Annotated in this window: 16 protein-coding genes and 1 pseudogene; 2 read left to right on the top strand and 15 right to left on the bottom strand. The window is 51.7% G+C overall.

Features of this window, described 5'->3' with window-relative positions:
• Positions 1-4: 4 nt before the first annotated feature.
• Both AC27IT_RS23610 and AC27IT_RS23605 read right to left on the bottom strand, forming a co-directional pair.
• On the bottom strand, positions 5-811 hold the full coding sequence (locus AC27IT_RS23610) for a class I SAM-dependent methyltransferase (RefSeq protein ID WP_025848691.1): 807 nt from the start codon (positions 809-811) through the stop codon (positions 5-7).
• Between the two features lie 35 nt (positions 812-846).
• Positions 847-1,680, bottom strand: a complete 834-nt coding sequence (locus AC27IT_RS23605) for a histidine racemase CntK family protein (protein WP_122953350.1) — start codon at positions 1,678-1,680, stop codon at positions 847-849.
• A 198-nt stretch (positions 1,681-1,878) separates the two neighbouring features.
• Between AC27IT_RS23605 and AC27IT_RS23600 the strand changes: the two are divergent.
• A pseudogene (locus AC27IT_RS23600) lies at positions 1,879-2,427 on the top strand (SDR family oxidoreductase); the annotation flags it as partial.
• A gap of 204 nt (positions 2,428-2,631) precedes the next feature.
• On the opposite strand, the gene AC27IT_RS23595 reads toward AC27IT_RS23600, so the two are convergent.
• The 5 genes from AC27IT_RS23595 to AC27IT_RS23575 form a co-directional block, all read right to left on the bottom strand.
• Positions 2,632-3,411, bottom strand: coding sequence for a TrmB family transcriptional regulator (locus AC27IT_RS23595; protein ID WP_025848698.1), 780 nt, complete (start codon positions 3,409-3,411; stop codon positions 2,632-2,634).
• Between the two features lie 384 nt (positions 3,412-3,795).
• Positions 3,796-4,878: a GNAT family N-acetyltransferase gene (locus tag AC27IT_RS23590; RefSeq protein ID WP_487092123.1), complete on the bottom strand. Its 1,083-nt coding sequence runs from the start codon at positions 4,876-4,878 to the stop codon at positions 3,796-3,798.
• Positions 4,879-5,287: 409 nt separating this feature from the next.
• Positions 5,288-6,010 carry a sensor histidine kinase gene (locus tag AC27IT_RS23585; protein ID WP_327944590.1) on the bottom strand — a complete coding sequence of 241 codons (723 nt, stop codon included), beginning with the start codon at positions 6,008-6,010 and terminating at the stop codon, positions 5,288-5,290.
• 12 nt (positions 6,011-6,022) lie between these two features.
• On the bottom strand, positions 6,023-6,565 hold the full coding sequence (locus AC27IT_RS23580) for a HAMP domain-containing protein (RefSeq protein ID WP_487092127.1): 543 nt from the start codon (positions 6,563-6,565) through the stop codon (positions 6,023-6,025).
• A 45-nt stretch (positions 6,566-6,610) separates the two neighbouring features.
• Entirely contained in the window at positions 6,611-6,880 is a 270-nt protein-coding gene (locus AC27IT_RS23575) for a hypothetical protein (protein ID WP_025848703.1), read from the bottom strand.
• A 408-nt stretch (positions 6,881-7,288) separates the two neighbouring features.
• On the opposite strand from AC27IT_RS23575, the gene glpT reads away from it, so the two are divergent.
• On the top strand, positions 7,289-8,653 hold the full coding sequence (gene glpT, locus AC27IT_RS23570) for a glycerol-3-phosphate transporter (protein WP_005827889.1): 1,365 nt from the start codon (positions 7,289-7,291) through the stop codon (positions 8,651-8,653).
• Positions 8,654-8,754: 101 nt separating this feature from the next.
• On the opposite strand, the gene AC27IT_RS23565 is transcribed toward glpT, so the two are convergent.
• The 8 genes from AC27IT_RS23565 to AC27IT_RS23530 all read right to left on the bottom strand — a co-directional run bounded on the left by AC27IT_RS23565 (position 8,755) and on the right by AC27IT_RS23530 (position 18,579).
• On the bottom strand, positions 8,755-9,762 hold the full coding sequence (locus AC27IT_RS23565) for an ABC transporter ATP-binding protein (protein WP_005827887.1): 1,008 nt from the start codon (positions 9,760-9,762) through the stop codon (positions 8,755-8,757).
• Entirely contained in the window at positions 9,743-10,762 is a 1,020-nt protein-coding gene (locus AC27IT_RS23560; protein ID WP_025848707.1) for an ABC transporter ATP-binding protein, read from the bottom strand. Before AC27IT_RS23560 ends, AC27IT_RS23565 begins: the two co-directional genes overlap by 20 nt.
• A 20-nt stretch (positions 10,763-10,782) precedes the next feature.
• Positions 10,783-11,703, bottom strand: a complete 921-nt coding sequence (locus tag AC27IT_RS23555) for an ABC transporter permease (RefSeq protein WP_487092122.1) — start codon at positions 11,701-11,703, stop codon at positions 10,783-10,785.
• Positions 11,704-11,717: 14 nt separating this feature from the next.
• A complete protein-coding gene (locus tag AC27IT_RS23550) occupies positions 11,718-12,668 on the bottom strand; it encodes an ABC transporter permease (protein WP_005827881.1) in 951 nt (316 codons plus the stop codon).
• Between the two features lie 73 nt (positions 12,669-12,741).
• Complete coding sequence (locus AC27IT_RS23545; RefSeq protein WP_025848712.1) at positions 12,742-14,346, bottom strand: ABC transporter substrate-binding protein; 1,605 nt, start codon at positions 14,344-14,346, stop codon at positions 12,742-12,744.
• A 39-nt stretch (positions 14,347-14,385) separates the two neighbouring features.
• Positions 14,386-15,507, bottom strand: a complete 1,122-nt coding sequence (locus AC27IT_RS23540; RefSeq protein WP_025848714.1) for a C45 family autoproteolytic acyltransferase/hydrolase — start codon at positions 15,505-15,507, stop codon at positions 14,386-14,388.
• 224 nt (positions 15,508-15,731) lie between these two features.
• Entirely contained in the window at positions 15,732-16,604 is an 873-nt protein-coding gene (locus AC27IT_RS23535; RefSeq protein WP_025848715.1) for a LysR family transcriptional regulator, read from the bottom strand.
• A 217-nt stretch (positions 16,605-16,821) separates the two neighbouring features.
• Positions 16,822-18,579: a Rieske (2Fe-2S) protein gene (locus AC27IT_RS23530; RefSeq protein WP_025848717.1), complete on the bottom strand. Its 1,758-nt coding sequence runs from the start codon at positions 18,577-18,579 to the stop codon at positions 16,822-16,824.
• Positions 18,580-19,084 lie beyond the last annotated feature (505 nt).

Here is a 19,084-nt window from a genome sequence, read left to right as displayed (position 1 = left end):
CCTCCTAGCTTGCTACTTCCGCTTTTTTGTACAAGGCGATGTCAAAAACATGCTCGGGACGCAAGACGGTTTCCACCAGCCTCCACTTGCGGCCGTCGACCTCCTGCATCGGGTAGTTGAACAGCGACTTCAAGTGATCGCCATAGCGCATGACTACCACCACCTGGTCGTTCGTCAGCGAGTAGAGCTGATCCAGCAGCTCGTATTTGTTGGAAACCGTCGAGCTGAAAATAATGTGCGTCGCCTCCCGCGTGACGGGGAGATGCTCGACGAACTTCTGCTCAAGCTGAATCGGCAGCCCGCTGCCCAGCGCTTCCACCACCTTTTGCCCCAGCTCGATCGCTTCTCCGTCGATGTCGATGCCCACCACCATCGCCCCTGTCCGCTTGGCAATCAATAGCGGCGTCATTGGATACGAGCCGGAGCCGACCAAAAGCACTTTGGAGTCTGCACTCACCTGAAAGCTCCCAAATTCCTGCTCGATGCACGACTCGATATTTTTGAAGTAATCGGCTCCTTCCTCTTGCCCGCTCAACAGCTTCAGCGCCCGGTACTTTTCCATGATCGCCACGCAGCGAGAGGCTGCCTGCCGAACATTCTCCACCAGCTCCTGAAATTCAGCGGTTGGATGCTGCGCCATCCACGCCCACGCTTCCTTGTTGCCTTCTGCTGTCACAAAAGCCGAATATTCATCAATGACGGCGGCAAGCTCGTAGCTGTGCTGAGTCGTACCGTCGTAGCACTTCGCCAATCCGGAAAATTTGCCCAGAAAATCGTGGATACACTCCTGAAACTGTTCTGGTTTTTTCATTCTCGCCACACTCCCAGCCAATCCGTTTGGTTTTCTCATATCTCCAGATAAGCTTTGCCCTGCGCAACGATGCCGACAGACCCGCCGATTTGCAGGCTTTTGATTTCTTCTCCCTGCCAGGAAGCAGCCACGTGAATGCTTCCCCCTGGCTGTCTGATCTCCGCCGCCGCATCCTTTTGCTGCTTCCAGGCCAAATAGGCGCCCACGGAAGCCGTCCCCGAGCCGCAGCCCCGCTCCCAAATCATGCTGTCCAACTGTGGAACGTAAATGAGCGGTGCCAGCTCGTGCGTTTCCGGTTTGTACAGCAAAATGCCGATCATGCTGGACGCTGACTCTGCTCCGAGCCGCTTTGCCAGCGAAGCCGCACTCCTGCGCAATTCCTCGTGCGCACGCTCCACTTCGATCACGACATGCAGGAAGTCCCGATATTGGACAAGCCCCAGACTCCACTCGCGGCCTTCATGCGCAATCGCCCGCTGCTCCAGCTTATGCGGCACAGGCATGGCTACCTGACAATAATATTCGTCCGCGATCCGGTTGACCCGGCAATGCACAAGCTGCTCCGCTCCCGAGGCCCCGAGCGAAATCTCCGTCCACTCATCCTGCCCAAGCCCGTTTTCCCGGGCGATCCAGGAGGCGAGCGCCATGCACGCGTTGCCGCAAAACTCACCTCCCGCCATTTGCAAATGGGCACTGGCTCCGCGCTGGTCCGGTTGTTCGATAAACCCTACCTGCTCCGCGTGCACGCTGTCGTAGGACATCATCCTGGAAGCAATGCGCTGGTACTCCTCCGCCGGATGCTTTGTCTTCACCAGAATCGTCATGTTTTGCGTGGGATTGAATTTGATAAAATCGACTTCTCTCCTCATGTCCCCCACCCTTTGAACATATGATTTACGGGAGCATTTCCTGTTTTTTAATTGAAAAACGTAATCATTACGCTTTATTAGGGATAATCATATTCATATTTCTGGGAATTGTCAATGTACCAAAAACAAATTTTCTTCCTGCTGTTTCCCTCCGTTTGCACTCCTTCCGTCCCCCGCGAATGAGAGAGCAATATTTCTTTGTTCGCGGCTTTGGATGAAGCGCTGCAAACCCGGACAGGAGACAACCGCTTCGATATTTTGGTCAACAACGCTGGCATCGGGCAAATTTTGAGTCTGGAAGAAGCGACGGAGGAAACGTTTGACGAGGTGATGAGCATCAATGTCAAAGCGCCGTTTTTTCTCATCCAGCAAGCTTTGCCCCGGCTGAACGCAAAAGGGCGCATCATCAATCTGTCATCGTTTGTCACACGCGCAGCCTCGCCGTCCGTCTTCACCTCCAGCATCTCCAAAGGGGCCATGAACACTTTGACGCTCGCCTTGGCCAAGCAGCTTGGCAGCCGACAAATCACGGTGAACGCCATCCTGCCCGGCATCATTAACACAGAGATGAATGCTGGCACTCTGCAAAACAATCCCGCCGGACAAAAGTACGCCGCTGGTCTGTCGATTTTCAACAGGTGGGGCGAGCCGGAAGACGTGGCGGATATCACTGCCTTCCTCGCCTCTCCGGACAGCCGCTGGATCACCGGACAACTGATTGACGCCAGCGGAGGATCGGATTGGTAAACCGATAGCGGCCAGCCCGCTTCTCTCCCGACAACCAGCGGATATATGAGCAAAACAGCCAGTGCCCACCATCGCTTCGGATCGAACGTCTTTGCGGTCTCTGGATTGGTCGTATTCATACAGAGCTGCACTTCCTTTTTCCTAATGATTTTAGTTGTATTTTTAAATACCACTATATTACGATCAAAAATAAAGGAATACTGGTCACAAGTATTCCTTATACGGATGAATAATGGCTTCATAATCTTTCCCGTACTTTTCGCTCAGCTCCTTGCCGAAATCCCGCTCAATTTGCTCCATGATGAGATCGTGGTAGAACGTATTTTGCAACAGCTCGATAAGTGAGGGATGATCTGTTTCCAGCACGGTAGGTTTGAGCCCTTTGCCAAAGCTGCCGAGCAACGCGGAATGGGCGTCGCACAAAAGGGAAAACTTGCGCGCGCGCACCGCGCTCCACTCTTCGCTTCGTTTGTGGATCAGCACATTTTTCAAGCTCGTCGCGCATTCTCCGATCGAAATCAGCGTCACCGCGACACCGCGCTTCTCCGCTTCCAAGAGAGGCTCTTCCACCCAGTGCACGTCTTCCGACCAAATATCTACCACGATGCTCTTGTCCGCATTCGCGACCAGGCGCCGGATGACCGTTTCAATCGCTTTGTCGCCTTGCCAGTTGTAAAAGGAGGGGGCCGTCTTCGGCACCGCGCTTAATTGCTCCTGCAGCACCCGCGTTGTCTGTTCAAACTCGGATTTCAGCAAACGCACAAGCTGTTCAATCGGGACCGCGTCATAAAGGACGGGCTCGCTTTCGATGACCCGGCATATGCCCTTTTCCGTCAAAGAACGCAGGGCCGCATACACATTCGTGCGGGATACGGACACTTTTTTGGCGACCTCATAACCGGATATTTTCGGGTCCTCGTGAAGCACCAGGTAGCATCTCGCTTCCAGGTCGGACAAGCCGATTTTTCGAAGCTCGTCTATCAAAGTTGTACCTCCTTTCCTGCTCACGCGAGTTTGGATAGTATTTTTAAATACTACTATCATTCCATACAGGAGTCAACTCCCCCGTTCGCCCGCTGAAGCATGGCGGAACGAAGGCTCGCTCCCCGCTTCTGCCAGCGGTTGTGCCAACTACCTGTGCTCGCCAAGCGGTAGGGAAAATGTAGCCCGCCAACCCCAGCTTTGTCCGCAAGTTCAAAAAAACATGCGTATTCACCGTTCGCGCACTTCCATAGAAGTCATCCCCCCAGCGAGCCATGACATTTTCATAAAAAATATCCCCTGCAACTAAACAGTCATTGTCTTGTTCCTGTCTACTTGCAGGGGCTCCTATTTTGTTTGAACCACGCTTTCATCGCAGCGGCTGATTCATTGGCGAACCAGCAGGAAAAAGCCATCTTCATCCGGCACTGGCTCTTCCTTTGCAAACCCGGCCGCCTCGAAGCACCGCAGGCATGCAACGTTATCCGCTTCAATTCCTGCGATCCACTTTTGGACACCAGACAGCTCCTGGCGCTGCATCGCTTCCCGCAGCAATGCCTTTCCGTACCCGCGATGGCGCAGGGAAGGGTTGACAATCAAGCCGATGCTTCCCGCATGCTCCTCCTCGATCTCCACCATGGCTACTCCGACAGGCTGTTCCCCCAAAAAGGCAATCCAGACGAAATACGAGTCGTTCTCCTTCACATACCCGTACCACTCCTCAAGCGGCTCCATCCCTTCCATCCTCTTCTGAACTTCCGCATCCTGAAACCACGTCCGCAAGATGGCAAGGTGCTCCTCCTGCAATCGTTCCATCCGATCCATCATCTTCATCAAAATCCTCCTTGTCATTCGTTTGTTTTGACGTTGCCGCCCGTGGCTGCATGTTTTATCAATTCCCGGGAATACAGGGAGATGAGCTGTTTGTATATAGGGAGAAAAGTCAATTTGTTGATAGATGTCCGCTTTCTCCTGAAACCGAGCTTTGTCCTCGGCGGGAAAGTAAATGGAAATCCCCTTTCCTTTTGGATGCTCGGGCGATTTCATGTTGCTCACCACTGCCTGCTCGACGGCGCGGGCAATTTTCTCGGCGCCTTCATCGTTGCGGATGGTTTGTCCAATATACGCACTGAAATCGGCAAGATCGACCATGTCTGCCTCGTCCGCATAGTTTTCGGCCCGGTTCCTCGCATCCGCGAGCTGGGAGAACGTCTGCGGCTGCGGCAGGAGATCCACCAGCTTTTTGCTGAACAGGTCTACCTCTTTTACCACTTCCTCCACTTTGGAGAGGCGGATTACGGATTGCTGCAAATCCTCGTCCTCCTGATTTTGCAGCGAATGGTTGCGGTAGCTCACGGCAATCACCTCTGCCAAATCGACGGGACTGATGTCGGGACGCTGGTTCAAGGTTTGAAAGACCGCCTGGTAATCCCATCCGTTTTTGTTGGTATAATCGACGGCCGCCACCATGCAAAGAGGAAGTGCCTGCCTGGACCGCTTCCTTCAAAAGCGTCAATTCCCCAGACGCTTTCACAATCGTAAGCTGTGCCTCGATCCGGACGAACAATTCCTCTCGGGTAACCGGCTTGGTGAGATAATCATTTGCTCCCGAGCGAAATCCTTCGATCACATCATTCGTGCCGCTTTTGGCCGTCAGCAAGACAACCTGAAACGGGAGGCTTGCGATTTTTTCCAGCGCGTCTTTTCCGTTTTGGACAACCGTCACCTTCCATCCTTTCAACGAAAAATGGTTGCAAATCACCTGAACGTTGACGGGATCATCCTCAACCAGCAAAATGTGGACGCTTTTTTCGTAAATGTTCTCGCTCATCCGGTCCTCCTGATGCTCGAGGCCGCTTTCTTCCACAACCTCCGCCAGTCATTCGAATCCGTTGGAGACATCCGCTTCTGTGGCAGCGCTGGGGAGCGTAAAGGAAAAAATGGAGCCTGTTTCTAGCTGCGACTCTGCCTCTATCGTACCGCCATGCAATTCAACCAAATATTTGGTGATATGCAAACCAAGGCCGGTTCCTGCGATGCCCTCCTGCTCCGGTGAAGCGGCCTGCTCATACGGTTGAAAAATCGCATCGATCCGATCCGGAGGCACTCCTTTGCCCGTATCTTTTACGGAAATTTTGACCGCTTGCCCCGCTCGTCTCGCGGCAATCTCTACATATCCCCTTGACGTAAACTTGCTCGCATTGCCCACGAGGTTGTACAAAATTTGCTCGATCCTTGCCTCATCCCCTGTGACCCACAACGGCTCTTGAATCCGGTTTCTGATCTCCACTTTTTTGTCCGCGAGAGACTGGCATACAGCGACTACTTCCTCCACCAAACGGGAAACGTCCACCGCCTTTGCATGCAGCTCGATTTTCCGGTTTTTTACTTTGGAGTAATCCAGCAAATCGTTGATCCGGTTGCTTAAACGCTTGGCCACAGCCAAGATCATCAGCAGATTCTTTCTCGTCGTGCCCGACACCGGATTCCCGATCCCGTCCAAAATGGATTCACTGAGCCCGATAATTCCGTTCAGCGGAGTGCGCAGCTCATGGGACGTCCGCGCCAAAAATTCATCTTTCAGTTGATTGATATACAGCAATGCCTCATTTCTCTATTGCAATTCATCCGACTTCTTTTTCAATTGATTGAAATAAAAGACAGATACCATTTCATTAAAGGCAGAGGCTAGCTGGCCGATTTCATCGTTGCGCTCGCAGTCCAGCCTTGTACGCAAATCGCCCTCTTTCACTCGATGGATCTTGTGAATGAGCAGTTGCAAAGGAGTAAGCAAATACCTGGTCATGAGATATACCAACAGCAACCCGGCTATGGTGGAAATGATCGTGATGATGATGATTTGCCGTCTGTGTTCCGTCATAAGCTGATGAATCTCGGTGCCGTCGACATCGACTCCCAGGACCCCGATAAAATTCTGCTCCGAATCAAACAAGGGGACAAAGGTAGAAACAGCCGCCCCCCACTTGTCGCTGTAGGTTAAGTCACTCACCTTGACCGTTTTTTCCGCAAAAGCTTCCACCAGGTCCTGATAGTGATTATTCTCAATCTCCGTCGGCAAGGACACTTCCCTGCCCCGATAATCCAATGGAAATCCGTCGACTACATACATATACTGCCCGGGCCGATATTCCACCATCGTAAACAAGTATTTGATCCCGTGTTGATTTTTCAGTTGCCAGAGCTAATGCCGCAACTCTTTATATTCGGGCATTTTTAAAATCGTGGACTTGTCCAACTGCTTGGCCTTTGCCTCCATCGTCTTTTCCGCAACTTTCTTGAATTTTTCCGCATCAAGATTATGTACGATGGACAAAGCCATATGTCTCGCTTGCATCCCGAAGGAATCCTGCACCAGCTTGCACGAAGAGGTGTAGAGGAAACAGAACAAAAGAGAGTTGGACAAAAGCATGACAGAAGAGAACAGGAACAGCATCTTGACTTGAAATCTCATAAATTGGTCAATCTCCCTTTTTCTCCTTAAACTATGATATATCAATTTACGGCATATCACTAGCGTTGCATAAACCTCGCGCGGTCTTTCCAAGGGAGGATGACAGCGAAGCGATTCGTTACCATTCGCAGCGGATTTCCTTCTGCATCAACGGTTTCCATGCAGCGAAGAGCGTGATCTGTTCACTTCTGCGCTGTTCCTGTTAAGTTTCTTTCAAAACACTTGAGAATAACCTTGTTGACAACGTTTTCACCGAGTAATAGAATACACTTATCGACAAGTTAACGATGATGGAGACTCGGAGACTCATACTTTGTGGCACTTTCATTCTTGAAAGCGCCATCGAAGTATGGGTTTTTTTACGTGTGTCGCCATCTTTGTCAGACATTACTTTGGGGGAGGAATACGATGCTCAAACTGTTCAGGCCTGCACCGCCTATTGACAGATTGCCTGCTGAACAAATTGATTCGGAGTATAAAAAGCTCAGGCTTCAGGTGTTTCTCGGCATCTTCATTGGTTATGCGGCGTACTATCTCATCCGCAAAAACTTCTCGCTCGCCATGCCTTATTTGATCGAAGAAGGATTTACAAAAACAGAGCTTGGTTTTGCGTTATCCGCCATTTCGATTTCCTACGGGATCAGCAAGTTTGTCATGGCCATTTTTTCAGACCGAAGCAACCCGCGAATGTTCTTGCCTGCCGGTTTGATTCTTTCTGCACTTATCAGTTTGCTGATGGGCGTTGTTCCTTTCTTCACCTCGTCCGTCACGATCATGTTTGTGATGCTGTTTTTGAACGGTTGGTTCCAGGGAATGGGCTGGCCGCCATCCGGGCGCGTCCTCGTCCACTGGTTTAGCGTAAGTGAAAGAGGAAGCAAAACAGCGATTTGGAATGTAGCCCATAACGTTGGCGGAGGCTTGATGGCCCCCCTCGCTGTTGCAGGTGCAGCGATATTTGCCGGACTTTCCGGTAATTCCGCTGCCGGGTATGAAGGCGTCTTTATCCTGCCTGCTCTCGTTGCGATTGTCCTGGCATTCCTTACGTATTTCCTGATTCGCGATACTCCGCAGTCAGTCGGCCTGCCGCCGATTGAAGAATATCGCAATGACTACCCAACCAAGACGAAGAAAACATTTGAAACGGAATTGTCCACAAAAGAAATTCTTTTCAAATACGTGCTGAACAACAAATGGGTCTGGGCCATCGCGATTGCCAACATCTTCGTCTACTTCGTCCGTTACGGCGTTCTGGACTGGGCGCCGACCTATTTGAGCGAGGAAAAAGGCTTTGACATGAACAAGTCGAGCGTCGCCTACTTCCTGTACGAATGGGCAGGTATCCCGGGAACGCTCCTGTGCGGCTGGCTGTCCGACAAATTGTTCAAGGGCCGCCGTGGACCCGCAGGGTTTGTCTTTATGCTCGGTGTATTGATCGCGGTTCTGGTCTACTGGTTCAATCCGGCGGGCAATTCCGTGGTCGATATGATTTGCCTGATCGCAATCGGTTTCCTGATTTACGGCCCAGTCATGCTGATCGGTTTGCAAGCCCTTGATTTTGTTCCGAAAAAGGCTGCCGGAACCGCTGCAGGCCTGACAGGTCTGTTTGGTTACCTGGGCGGTACAGTCACAGCGAACGCCTTGATGGGGGTTATCGTTGACGCCTCCGGCTGGGATGCAGGATTCATGCTGCTGACCGCTTCGTGCGTAGTGGCTGCGCTTGTTTTTGCGCTGACGTGGAATGTGCGGGGGCAGGAAGTCGTTAAAAATCATTAAAAAGCCTCTGATAAAGCAAAGAAGCTGGGAAACCTGTAGCGGTTTTCCCAGCTTCTTTTTTCTTTTGACGCTCGCCCTTTTCAACAAGTTATGTGCCAGTGCTATTCCCTCTCTGTCCCGTATAAATGGCAGGAGACAAAATGGTTGGGAGCCACTTCTTGCTTGACTGGAGCCATGCTCTTGCAAACGTCCTGCACAAATGGACACCTGGTATGAAAAACGCAGCCGGCTGGCAGGTCGAGCGGAGAGGGGATTTCTCCGCGGAGGATGACCCGCTCTCTCCGCTTTTGCGGGTTAGGGATTGGCACGGCGGATAACAAGGCTTGCGTATAAGGGTGCAACGGTTGTGCGAACAAACTCTCCGTAGGCGCCTGCTCCACCATATGCCCCAAATACATCACGCCGATACGGTCAGAAATATGGCGAACCACGCTGATATCGTGCGCAATGAACAGATAGGTCAGTTGAAACTCGTCCTGAAGCTGCTGCAGCAAATTAATGATTTGCGACTGGATCGAAACGTCCAGCGCAGAAACAGGCTCGTCGCAGATTACAATCTTCGGATTCACCACCAATGCCCTCGCCAACCCGATCCGCTGCCGCTGGCCCCCGGAAAATTCATGCGGGTAGCGATAAAAGTGGTCCAGTTGCAGGCCAACTTTATGCATGATCTCCATGACCCGCTCCGTGCGCTCATGCCTGGAACCGATTGCGTGAATCGCCAACGGCTCCTCCAATGTTTGCCCGATGCGCTTGCGCGGATTTAACGAGGAAAACGGGTCCTGAAACACCATCTGCATGTCTTTTCGCATCGCCCGAAGCCCTTTTCCCGAAAGTTGAAAAATGTCTCCGCCGTCATAAAGCGCTTTTCCTTCCGTCGGCTCGGTCAGGCGCAAAATCGTTCGGCCCATCGTGCTTTTCCCGCAGCCCGATTCCCCGACAATGCCCAGCGTCTCGCCCTCGTAAAGCTGGAAAGAGACGTCGTTCACCGCTTTGACGTACCCTTTCACCCCGCCCAAGACCCCAAGCGGCCCTTTGACCGGAAAATATTTGCGCAAGCCTTGTACATCGAGGAGTGGTTGTTTTGCTTCACTGCCCGTATGAGACATAACGGTCCTCCTCTTCCATGGCGATTTTCTCAAAGTGCCAGCATCTTACCTTGTGTCGTGCGTCATGCGCCTTCACCTCTGGCGCGTGCTCACGACAGACATCATCTGCGTACGGGCAGCGCGGGGCAAAGCGACAGCCGACAGGAATGTTGTGCAACGTAGGCACCGTCCCTTCAATGACGTGCAGCTTTTGCGAACGATCGCCATCCAGTTGCGGAATCGACTTCATCAGTCCTTTTGTGTACGGGTGGCACGGGTTCGCAAACAGCGTTTCCGTGTCGGCTTCCTCCACGATTTGCCCCAGGTACATCACAACGACACGGTCGCAAAATTCAGCGACTACCCCCAGGTCATGCGTAATAAAAATAACTCCCATCTCCTGCGTTGCGTTCAAATCGAGAATCAAGTCGAGAATTTGGGCTTGAATCGTCACGTCCAAAGCGGTTGTCGGTTCATCGGCAATCAGCAGGCTCGGCTGACAGGCCAAGGTCATCGCGATCATCGCCCTTTGCCGCATGCCGCCCGACAATTGATGCGGGTATTCGTTCACCCTTTTTTCCGGAGCCGGGATTCCCGTCATCCGCAGCAGATCGACAGCCTTTGCATACGCCTCCTTTTTGGAAACATGCTGATGCAGCAAAATGGCCTCTGCGATCTGATAGCCGATTGTATATACCGGATTCAACGAGCTGAGCGGGTCCTGAAAAATCATCGAAATTTCATTGCCGCGAATATGCTCCATGGCAGACGTCGGAAGCGCAAGCATGTCCTTTCCTTTAAAGCGGATTTCCCCCTCGTACTGAGCCGTATGCTGTTCGTCAAACAGCCGGAGAATCGCCTGCGACGTGACGCTTTTGCCACACCCTGACTCGCCGACAACTCCCACAATCTCTCCTTTTTCCACGTGAAAGGAAATGCCATCCACCGCTGTAATCCGGCCGCGCTCGGTAAAAAAGTGCACCTTCAAATCTTTTACTTCCAAAAGAGGCTGATGCTGCACGGGAAATCCCCCTTTCCTTTTCACTTTTTCCTTCTCTTGAATGGATGATTGGAATGCGGGTCTACCCAATCCCGAACGCCGTCTCCCCAAAAATTCAGTCCCATCACCGTTAAAATAATGAGAATCCCCGGAAACACCGTCATCCACCACGCTTTGAAAATGACCATTTTTCCGTCGTACAAAATGTTTCCCCAGCTAGGATCTGGCGTAGGGACACCCGCGCCCAAGAAGCTTAACGCCGCTTCCGTAATAATCGCGTCCGCAAACACAAAGGTTGCCTGAACCACAAGCGGCGACAGCGTATTCGGGGCGATGTGCAGCCAAATTATGCGTGTCGCGCTCGCTCCTTGTGCCTTCATCGCTTCAATATAGGTTTCTTCGCGAACAACGAGTGCTGCCGAACGAACAATTCTCGCGACATACGGGATAAAGACGATCCCGAGCGCGATAATCACGTTTTCCTTCCGCGGACCCAACGCAGCGACGAGCGCGATTGCAAGCAATATCCCCGGAATCGCCATTAACCCGTCGCAAATCCGCATCAAAATTTGATCGAGCACGCGATAATAGCTGGCATACAATCCGATCACCATTCCAATGACGGAAGATACGATGGTCACTGAAAATCCAACCCCGATGGAAACTTGCGCCCCGTAAATCAGCCGGGTCAACAGATCGCGCCCAAAGTTATCCGTCCCCAATACATGCTCGGGTCCTGGCGGCTGCAACCGATTGGCCGGCTCCATTTCATACGGGTCATGCGACACCAAATAAGGCCCGAAAATCGCAAGGGCCGACATCAGGATGACGATGAGGCTTCCGGTCAGCATCATTTTGTTTGCGAGGAAACGTCGGTAAAACAGTCGCCGCTGCTCCTTTTTCAGCGTTTGTTTAATCTGGGAAAGTTCGACCTTGTCAGCGTTGATTTCAAGCGCACCCATCCGCTATCTCCTTTCTACTTCCTCTCAAGTCTCACCCTTGGATCAATCATTCCGTACAGCACGTCCACGATCAGGTTGATAACGACATAAGCCGTCGTCACAAACAGCACCACGCCCTGAATGACCGCGTAATCCCGCCGTTCCACAGAGTTAATAATCAGTTGCCCGATGCCGGGAATATTGAAAATGGATTCAGTCACGACCGCTCCCGTAATCAATCCCCCGAATGTTTGTCCAATGACCGTCAAAATCGGCAGAAAAGCGATGCGCAAAGCATGCTTGTAAATAACGCCCCGCTCTTTTACCCCTTTCGCCCGCGCTGTTTTGATATAATTCGTGTTTAACACTTCGAGCATGGAAGAACGCGTCATCCTGGTGATTAAAGCAGCCTGTATCGCTCCTAGCGATAGGGAAGGGAGAATCAAATATTTCAGATGTGTCCACAAGCCCATCTCAAGCGGCTTGTAGCCAGCCACAGGCAACCATTGCAGCTTCACGCCGACGAGCAAAATCAGAAAGAGAGCCAACAAAAAACTCGGTACAGCCATACCCAACAGCGAAAAGCCCATGATCGTCTGGTCAGTCGCCGTCCCGCGCCGAATCGCCGCCTTGATCCCGATCGGAATCGCAATGGCGAGCGCCACAATCTGGGCGAGAATCGCCAAGGAAATCGTCGGCGACAAATGGCTCAAAATCGACTGCAAGACGGTTTCCTTCATAAAATACGACTCTCCCAAATCGCCGCGGAACACTTTCATCAGCCACTCCGTGTATTGCTGGTACAACGGCAAGTTCAGGCCAAGCTGCTCGCGCAATGCCTCAATGTCTTGGGCGGTGGCCGATTCTCCGAGCATGACCGTAGCCGGATCGCCAGGCGTGATGTGGATTATCAGAAAAATGACGAGCGAGACGACAAAAAGCACAGGAATAAGGGCGAATAGCCTTTTTGCCAAATAAATGTTCAACGTTCACCCTCCTTTTATCAGAACCTTCCAAAAACGATCCACCCATTTCAACAGCAAATGGGTGGAAGCCGCTTTATTTCTGGTTGGATACGTTCCAAAAGATCAGTCCGTCCAGCCATGTCATGTTTTTCACAGAAATCTGGGTTGCGGAAACGCTGTTGCCATCCCCTATTTTCACGACCGGCACATATTCGTAGAACCATTTTTGCAGTTCATCGTAGACGGCTTTTGCTTGTTCCAGATTTGCTGCTCCCCGAAAACTTGCCAGCAGCTTGTCAAGCTCAGGGCTGTCCGTCCAGCCCGGAAAATCTTTGCGCATAAAGGCGAGTGAGCTTGGCTCCGGCTTCGGCGTATTGGTAATGACCAAGATGTCGAATTTGTTTTCATCGTTTCGCAGCTCGGTGAAGGTCGGCCAATCGTACACTTCTAGCTTCGTTTTCACGCCCATTTTTTCTAGCTGCTGCTGGAAGGCGACCGCTCCGTTGTACATATCTTCGTAATCGCGGCTGGTGACGATTTTGATTTCGTCCCCTTTATACCCCGCTTCGGCCAGCATTTGCTTGGCCTTCTCTGGATTGTTCTGGTTGTAAAGCTCTTTTCCGGCATCGCTCGACCATTGTCCCAACTGATAGTACATCATCATGCTATGGTTCAGTTTGTAGTACTTTTCATTCGTATAGGCACCGATCAGGATCGACTCCGCATCTATCCCCGCACCGATCGCTTGCCGCGCCTTTGCATTTGTAAACAAGCCTTTCTTTTTGTTGAAGTAAAGCGTCAGCATTCCCGTTGGGGCAACCTCGATCTTGATGTTGGAATCCGTCTCCAGCCGCTCGACATTATCATAGGAGACGTCAGCCGCCACGTCGTATTCCCCCGACAGTAAGCCCGCCACCTGTGTAGAGGCGTCCGGGGTAAACTGGAAGTACAAATCGTCCACCAAAGCTTCCCGTTTTCCTGCCAGACCGTCAGCCGCTTCCTCCCGCGGCGCATAATCCGGGTACTTGGCCAGATGAATATACTGATCCTGCTTCCACTCCTTGAACTGGAATGGCCCTGTTCCTACGTAATCTTTTACGCCCTTCGGATCGGCTGTCTCAATGATCTCCTTCGGCATAATGGCCGGGTAGTTCCCGCCCAAATAAGCAAGCACAGGCATGGCAGTCGCAGTCGGCTGCTGCAAATGCAGCACAGCAGTATGGGCGTCCTTTGCTTCAAACCGGGCGTCTTTGAAATGATCCTTACCCGCACTGGCCGTCGTGATCCAGCGGTTCATCGAAGCGACGACATCGTCTGCCGTCAGCTCTTTTCCATTGTGAAAACGAACCCCTTTTCGCAGCCGAAACGTAATCGTCTTCCCATCCTCGCTCTGCTCCCAGGAATCAGCGAGCATCGGCTTGATCTGATAGCGCGAATCTACCGTGACCAATGTTTCAAAGACATTTCTGCCAATGGTTGCCGACGCCTGGGATGTCGTCACATGCGGGTCAAGCGTCTGGGGCTGTGCCTGGTAAGCCACCTTCAACTCGCCCCCCGCCTTGGCATCTGCCGCAGGCTTTGCTTCTGTCTTTGTTTCGGTCTTCGCTCCTTCGTTTTGCGCCGTTTGCGCTCCACAGCCCGCCAAGGAAAAAGCGAGCAAAAGCAGGCAGAGCTTTTTTGCCAGACTCGGACTTTTCATCTTCAATGATCCCCCTTTTGATAGCGCCAACTTCATTCCCTATTCAGAAAACGAGTAACGCTTGTATTCGTACTGATTGGGCGGCCCGATGGCGACCCACAAGTTCCCTTCTGTCGGTTCCGCAATGACCGAAGCAAACGTGATGATGTCTGCCCCGTTGTCTCCGGGAGATTGGACTGCCTCGTCGCCTGGAACCTGGCACAGACAATGCGGATACGTATGGCGATCGCGTAAAATGTCCTGCATGACCGCGACATTCAGCTTGCCGTGATTCTCCTGCAACAAACGCTGCATGCGCTCAAGCCGAATCCGTGAATTTACCAGCTCTACCCCGTGCAAACGTTCCTCTTCCACTAACTCTGCTGCCGTATAGTGGTTGGAATGGGCGAGCAAGCCGTTTTCCGGGCGAATGATGACCTCGCGCGTCGGCGTGTTTTCCAAGTCAACAGCGCCGTGCTTGTCCATCATAATCAGGTTTCGCGAGGACGCCCGATGAATGCGGCGAACGAGTTGAATCGCTTCTACCAGCGCGGCCGCAGTCAGGGCAAGCCGGGAATACATGTAGCGCGGAAAGCCTGCGCGCCATCCATCACAGGTCAAAAAGTTTGCAAAAACGCCCATGCCCCGATTGTTAATGCCGACATACGAAACCTGGCCGGCGGTGGTCAGCATGAGAGTGGCTGGTCCCTTGTCCGGAACGATTTCGACGACCACCCCCAATTCGGAATAAAAAGCAGGAAGATCGCAGTTTTGCCCGATCAACGGTACGCCGTTGGAAGTCGCTTCCGCCAAAACCGCAAAGGTCGTGCATTCATTTTGCGCTTTGAAATAGCTGTTGATCTCCGCCCGCAATTGCAGCAAGTAAGCCTCTTCGACGGCGATACCCGCCCCTTCGGCAATCCCCATTACCTCTTCATCGAAGAAGGGAGCGTATTTTTGCACATACGGCCGATATTGCAGCACCGCCTCTTCAAGCTGGCGGGCAGAAATCTGAAACCTGCGATCCAGACGCTCCCTGGCGTAGCCGAGATGCTTTTCGATCAAGCGCGCACAGGCTTCCCCAAACTGTTGCCCGATCTGCCGATGCGTCCCGCGAAAACGGAAAAACGGAAATGATGCGGATGATTGACACTTGTACGTATTCTTCGCCTGCTCTGACATCTGGTTCTCTCCTTACACATTGTTTCGGCTGAGTCTCTTTTTTGTACGTGGGTGGGTCGGTAAGCCAGGTCAACTCCTTGTCAAATTTTTATAAAATTCTGTACCATCAAAATAGCACGGCAGATTATTAAAGTAAATTTTATATTTTTGTTGTTAATTGAAAAAAATTTTTAAGTATCGCAAATAAAAAAACAGTGCCCAGTGCACTGCTGACAAAAGAAACGCTAGGAATAATCCATCATGTTAAACGAAGTGATGTATTCGATAAACTTATCGACGACTGCCAGTTGGGTCGCCGATTCCCGATACATGATCCACGTTTTGAGCGTAATCGCCTCCCCGCTTTTGTAAACCAGTTCTTTCGTTTGCAGTTGGTCTTCTGCGCGCAGAAAGCAGTCTGGAATAATCGCATAGCCCAGTTCGTTTTTGACCATCTCTCTGCAAATTTCAAAAGAATCGACCTGCATCGAAATCAGTGGCGGTTCCGCGAATCGTTCGTACCACCATTTATTGATATCGTCGTTAAAGTCGATGTTGTTTTTATAGTTGATCCGCGGAATTTTCGGCAAATCCGCAAGCTGAATGTTCTCTTTGGAGATCAAATAGACGTTCTCTTCTTTTACCAGGTACTTCTTTTCCGACCAAGTATAGTTCCCTCTCACGATGCCGACATGAATGTCCTCATTTCGCAGCAAATCGTAAATCTCGTCGCTGATCCCCGTGTTGACGTTGATCTCGACCTTGGGATACAGCTTGAGGAACTCTTTCAAGATCGGCGGAAGCTTGTAATGAGCAATGACGCGCGAAACGCCCAACCGCAACGTCCCCTGCGGCTCGCTGCCCATGTTCAGCACATAGTCCCTCGCTTTTCTCAGCTCCGCCAACGTTTTTTTGGCAAACTGAACGAGATACCTGCCCTCCGGGGTAAACTCTATGCTCCGCCCGTTTTTCGAAATAATGTGAACCCCAAACTCCTTCTCAAGCTGCTGCAGCCGATAGGTCAACGCTGGTGGTGTGATATGGAGAAGTTCTGCTGCCCTCGTCAGGTTCTGTGCTTCGTATATGTACGTTAACATTAAGCAATCCTTCTCGTTCATCGTTACCTCCTGCGGTTTTGTGGTTGTGGGGATGAGGGTGTTTTATTACTGTTCTACTTGGGAGGGCGGGTTCCTTTTATTTTTGGGGGTTCGAAAAAATTTCACTCTGACCCATGTTTTCGCTTATTCTCCATCATGTAAATGGCCGCGCTCCTTTCCTTGACAGCAAAAGAGATGACCAGGAAGTCATCTCTTCACTCAGAGTTTTGCTTCAAGATTACGCCTCTTCAAACAGCCGTTCGCCCCGGTGCAGCCGAGTGGCTATTCGGGCGATATGCGGCTGTTCGCGAGGGGTAGGCGCGTGGGCCGCCAAATAGCGGGTTGCCGCCAGAAGCATCGTTTCGCCAGCATGAGTGGCAAAAGCGTCGCTACGCATTGCCCAGCGATCATACTCGGCTACCGCCGCTTCGTACATTTGAAACGAATGAAATTCGGCGTCTTCGCGTAAAAGCGCATGGCCCAACGTATTAAGCAGGGCGTCAGGGTCGCCGCCGGCGTGTAGGTAGCCGGCTGTCCACTGCGCCGCTTCTTTCACCTGCTGGCGTTGATCCAAAATTTCCAGCAGCCGCTCTGGGCGAGAAGTGTCGACGGCTGGTACAGCCGAGCCATCCGGGCGTTGGGCCGCAGGGATATTCAAAAAACGATCCAAATAAATTCTGATTACCCCGTGGTAGATCGCGCGGATGAGCAGCGGATGGGTCGAGCGACGCAGACGCTCATGCACGGCGTGGGCATAGGTAAAGGTATGCAAAACGGAGAGCCAATCCCCGAAATCGTTCTGGGTATGGAAACGAACGATCCGCTCCGCCGCAGCCAAAGCAACCAGTTGGGCCAGTTGAGCCGGATGTGCACCTGATTTCAAAAGCTCCGTCACAAGGTTCACCGTTTTAAGAGGCTCGTCGCTTAAAAGCTGTACCACAATTTTCTTCTCGTCTGCTGCGGAAATGTCTGCACAGGACTCTGCCAGAGGAAGGCTATCCAACTGGGCGAAAGCTTCCTTCAGTGGAACGACTAGATTTACTGGTGACTGCCATTGATGAAGTTCCTCGCTCCGGGTCGGATTGGCGAGGAGCCGAACAAGCGAGGTCAGCGTCTGCTCGGTGTGCTCTTCGCCGATAAGGCCAATCGCTTCAAAAGCTTTATTGTGGAAATCGAACGTATGGCCGCCGTCCAAATAAAAGTGGTCCGTCACCGCCAGCAACATCATCTCCGAAAGCTGCTCCAGGGAAGCTCCCTGCCGAATCGCCGTGAGCAACACTCTTTCCGCCCCTTGTGTGTCGCGGACCTCGATACAGTTGCGGTACCATTCCGTCAGCCGTTCCAACGGCACTTCGGCCCCCGGCAGCGGCTTTAGCAGATGCCGCGCTGCTGCACCGGATCTGTTGCGAGCCACGTGAAGCAGCCCTTGATAAAGAGCGAGGATCGTTCCTGCTTTATCTAGCTTCGGCAGCACATTGGCCATCGCGGTAAGGATGGTGAGCCCCGAATCCCACCCTCTTCCATGCGCGGTGCCGAATTTGATGCCGACCTGCATGATTTCCCCGGCTGAAACGCCGGCTTCCACCAATCCGACGACAGCTTTGGCAATCACGAGTCCGAGATTTTGCTCCAGCCCTTCTTGCAACCGAAGTTTGTATTTTTCTATGCTGTTTGCCTGTTTTGGATGCGGATTCACCCAAACGACTCCATTTTCCATTTTCACTTCATAGGATGGGACATCGTCCGCCCACGGATCCAACGTTCCGCCGCTGCAGACATCAAAGCGCGCATGATGCCAATGACAGGTGAGTATCCCGTCGCACAAGCTCCCCATATGCAGGGGAAATCCCATGTGCGGACAGCGATTGTCTACCGCATATACCTGTTCCTCATGATAAAACACGGCGATCCCACCATGGATTACCTTATGGCCCTTCTCTTGAATCGACGTCAGCGTACCCGCGTTGATCCAAGGCTGGCTTTGGGTTTTTTGCATTCTGATCCCTCCATGAAAATTCTGTATTTTCAAGCAAATTTATCATCGCTCATCTACTTTGTCAACATTTTTATTTGAAATGTATGGTAACGTCGTTAAATCTATCTCATGTAAAACTACTAGGGACAATTTGCTATGGATTGCTATTAAAGGTATTTGCGTAATATGGATAGGACATTGATGAGCTTATCTAAAGCACATGGCCGTGCGAAGCCTAAGGAAGATAGTCCTTGCCCCTGTGTGAACGCTCACCAAAATGTTGACCACTTTGCTCATCATAAAGTTACCCACCTGACAGTTTGAGCACACGTCATCATTTTCACACCTAATTGCAAATGTTTTTACTGAGCCAAGGATCGTCAAGGGCTTGCGTAGCAAGGGGTTTACCCTTTATCCTTGACGATCCTTGGTGCAGGAAATAAAATGCTACTTTGTGTGAAAAAAAGCATCGTAGGTGGTCAACTCGAAGATGAGCGTTTGCTCCAAAAATGGTCAACTTTTTGAT

This window comes from Brevibacillus sp. YAE8 (assembly GCF_057543335.1).
Note: the sequence above shows the minus strand (reverse complement) of the source record. Positions and strands in the feature narration are given on the sequence as shown.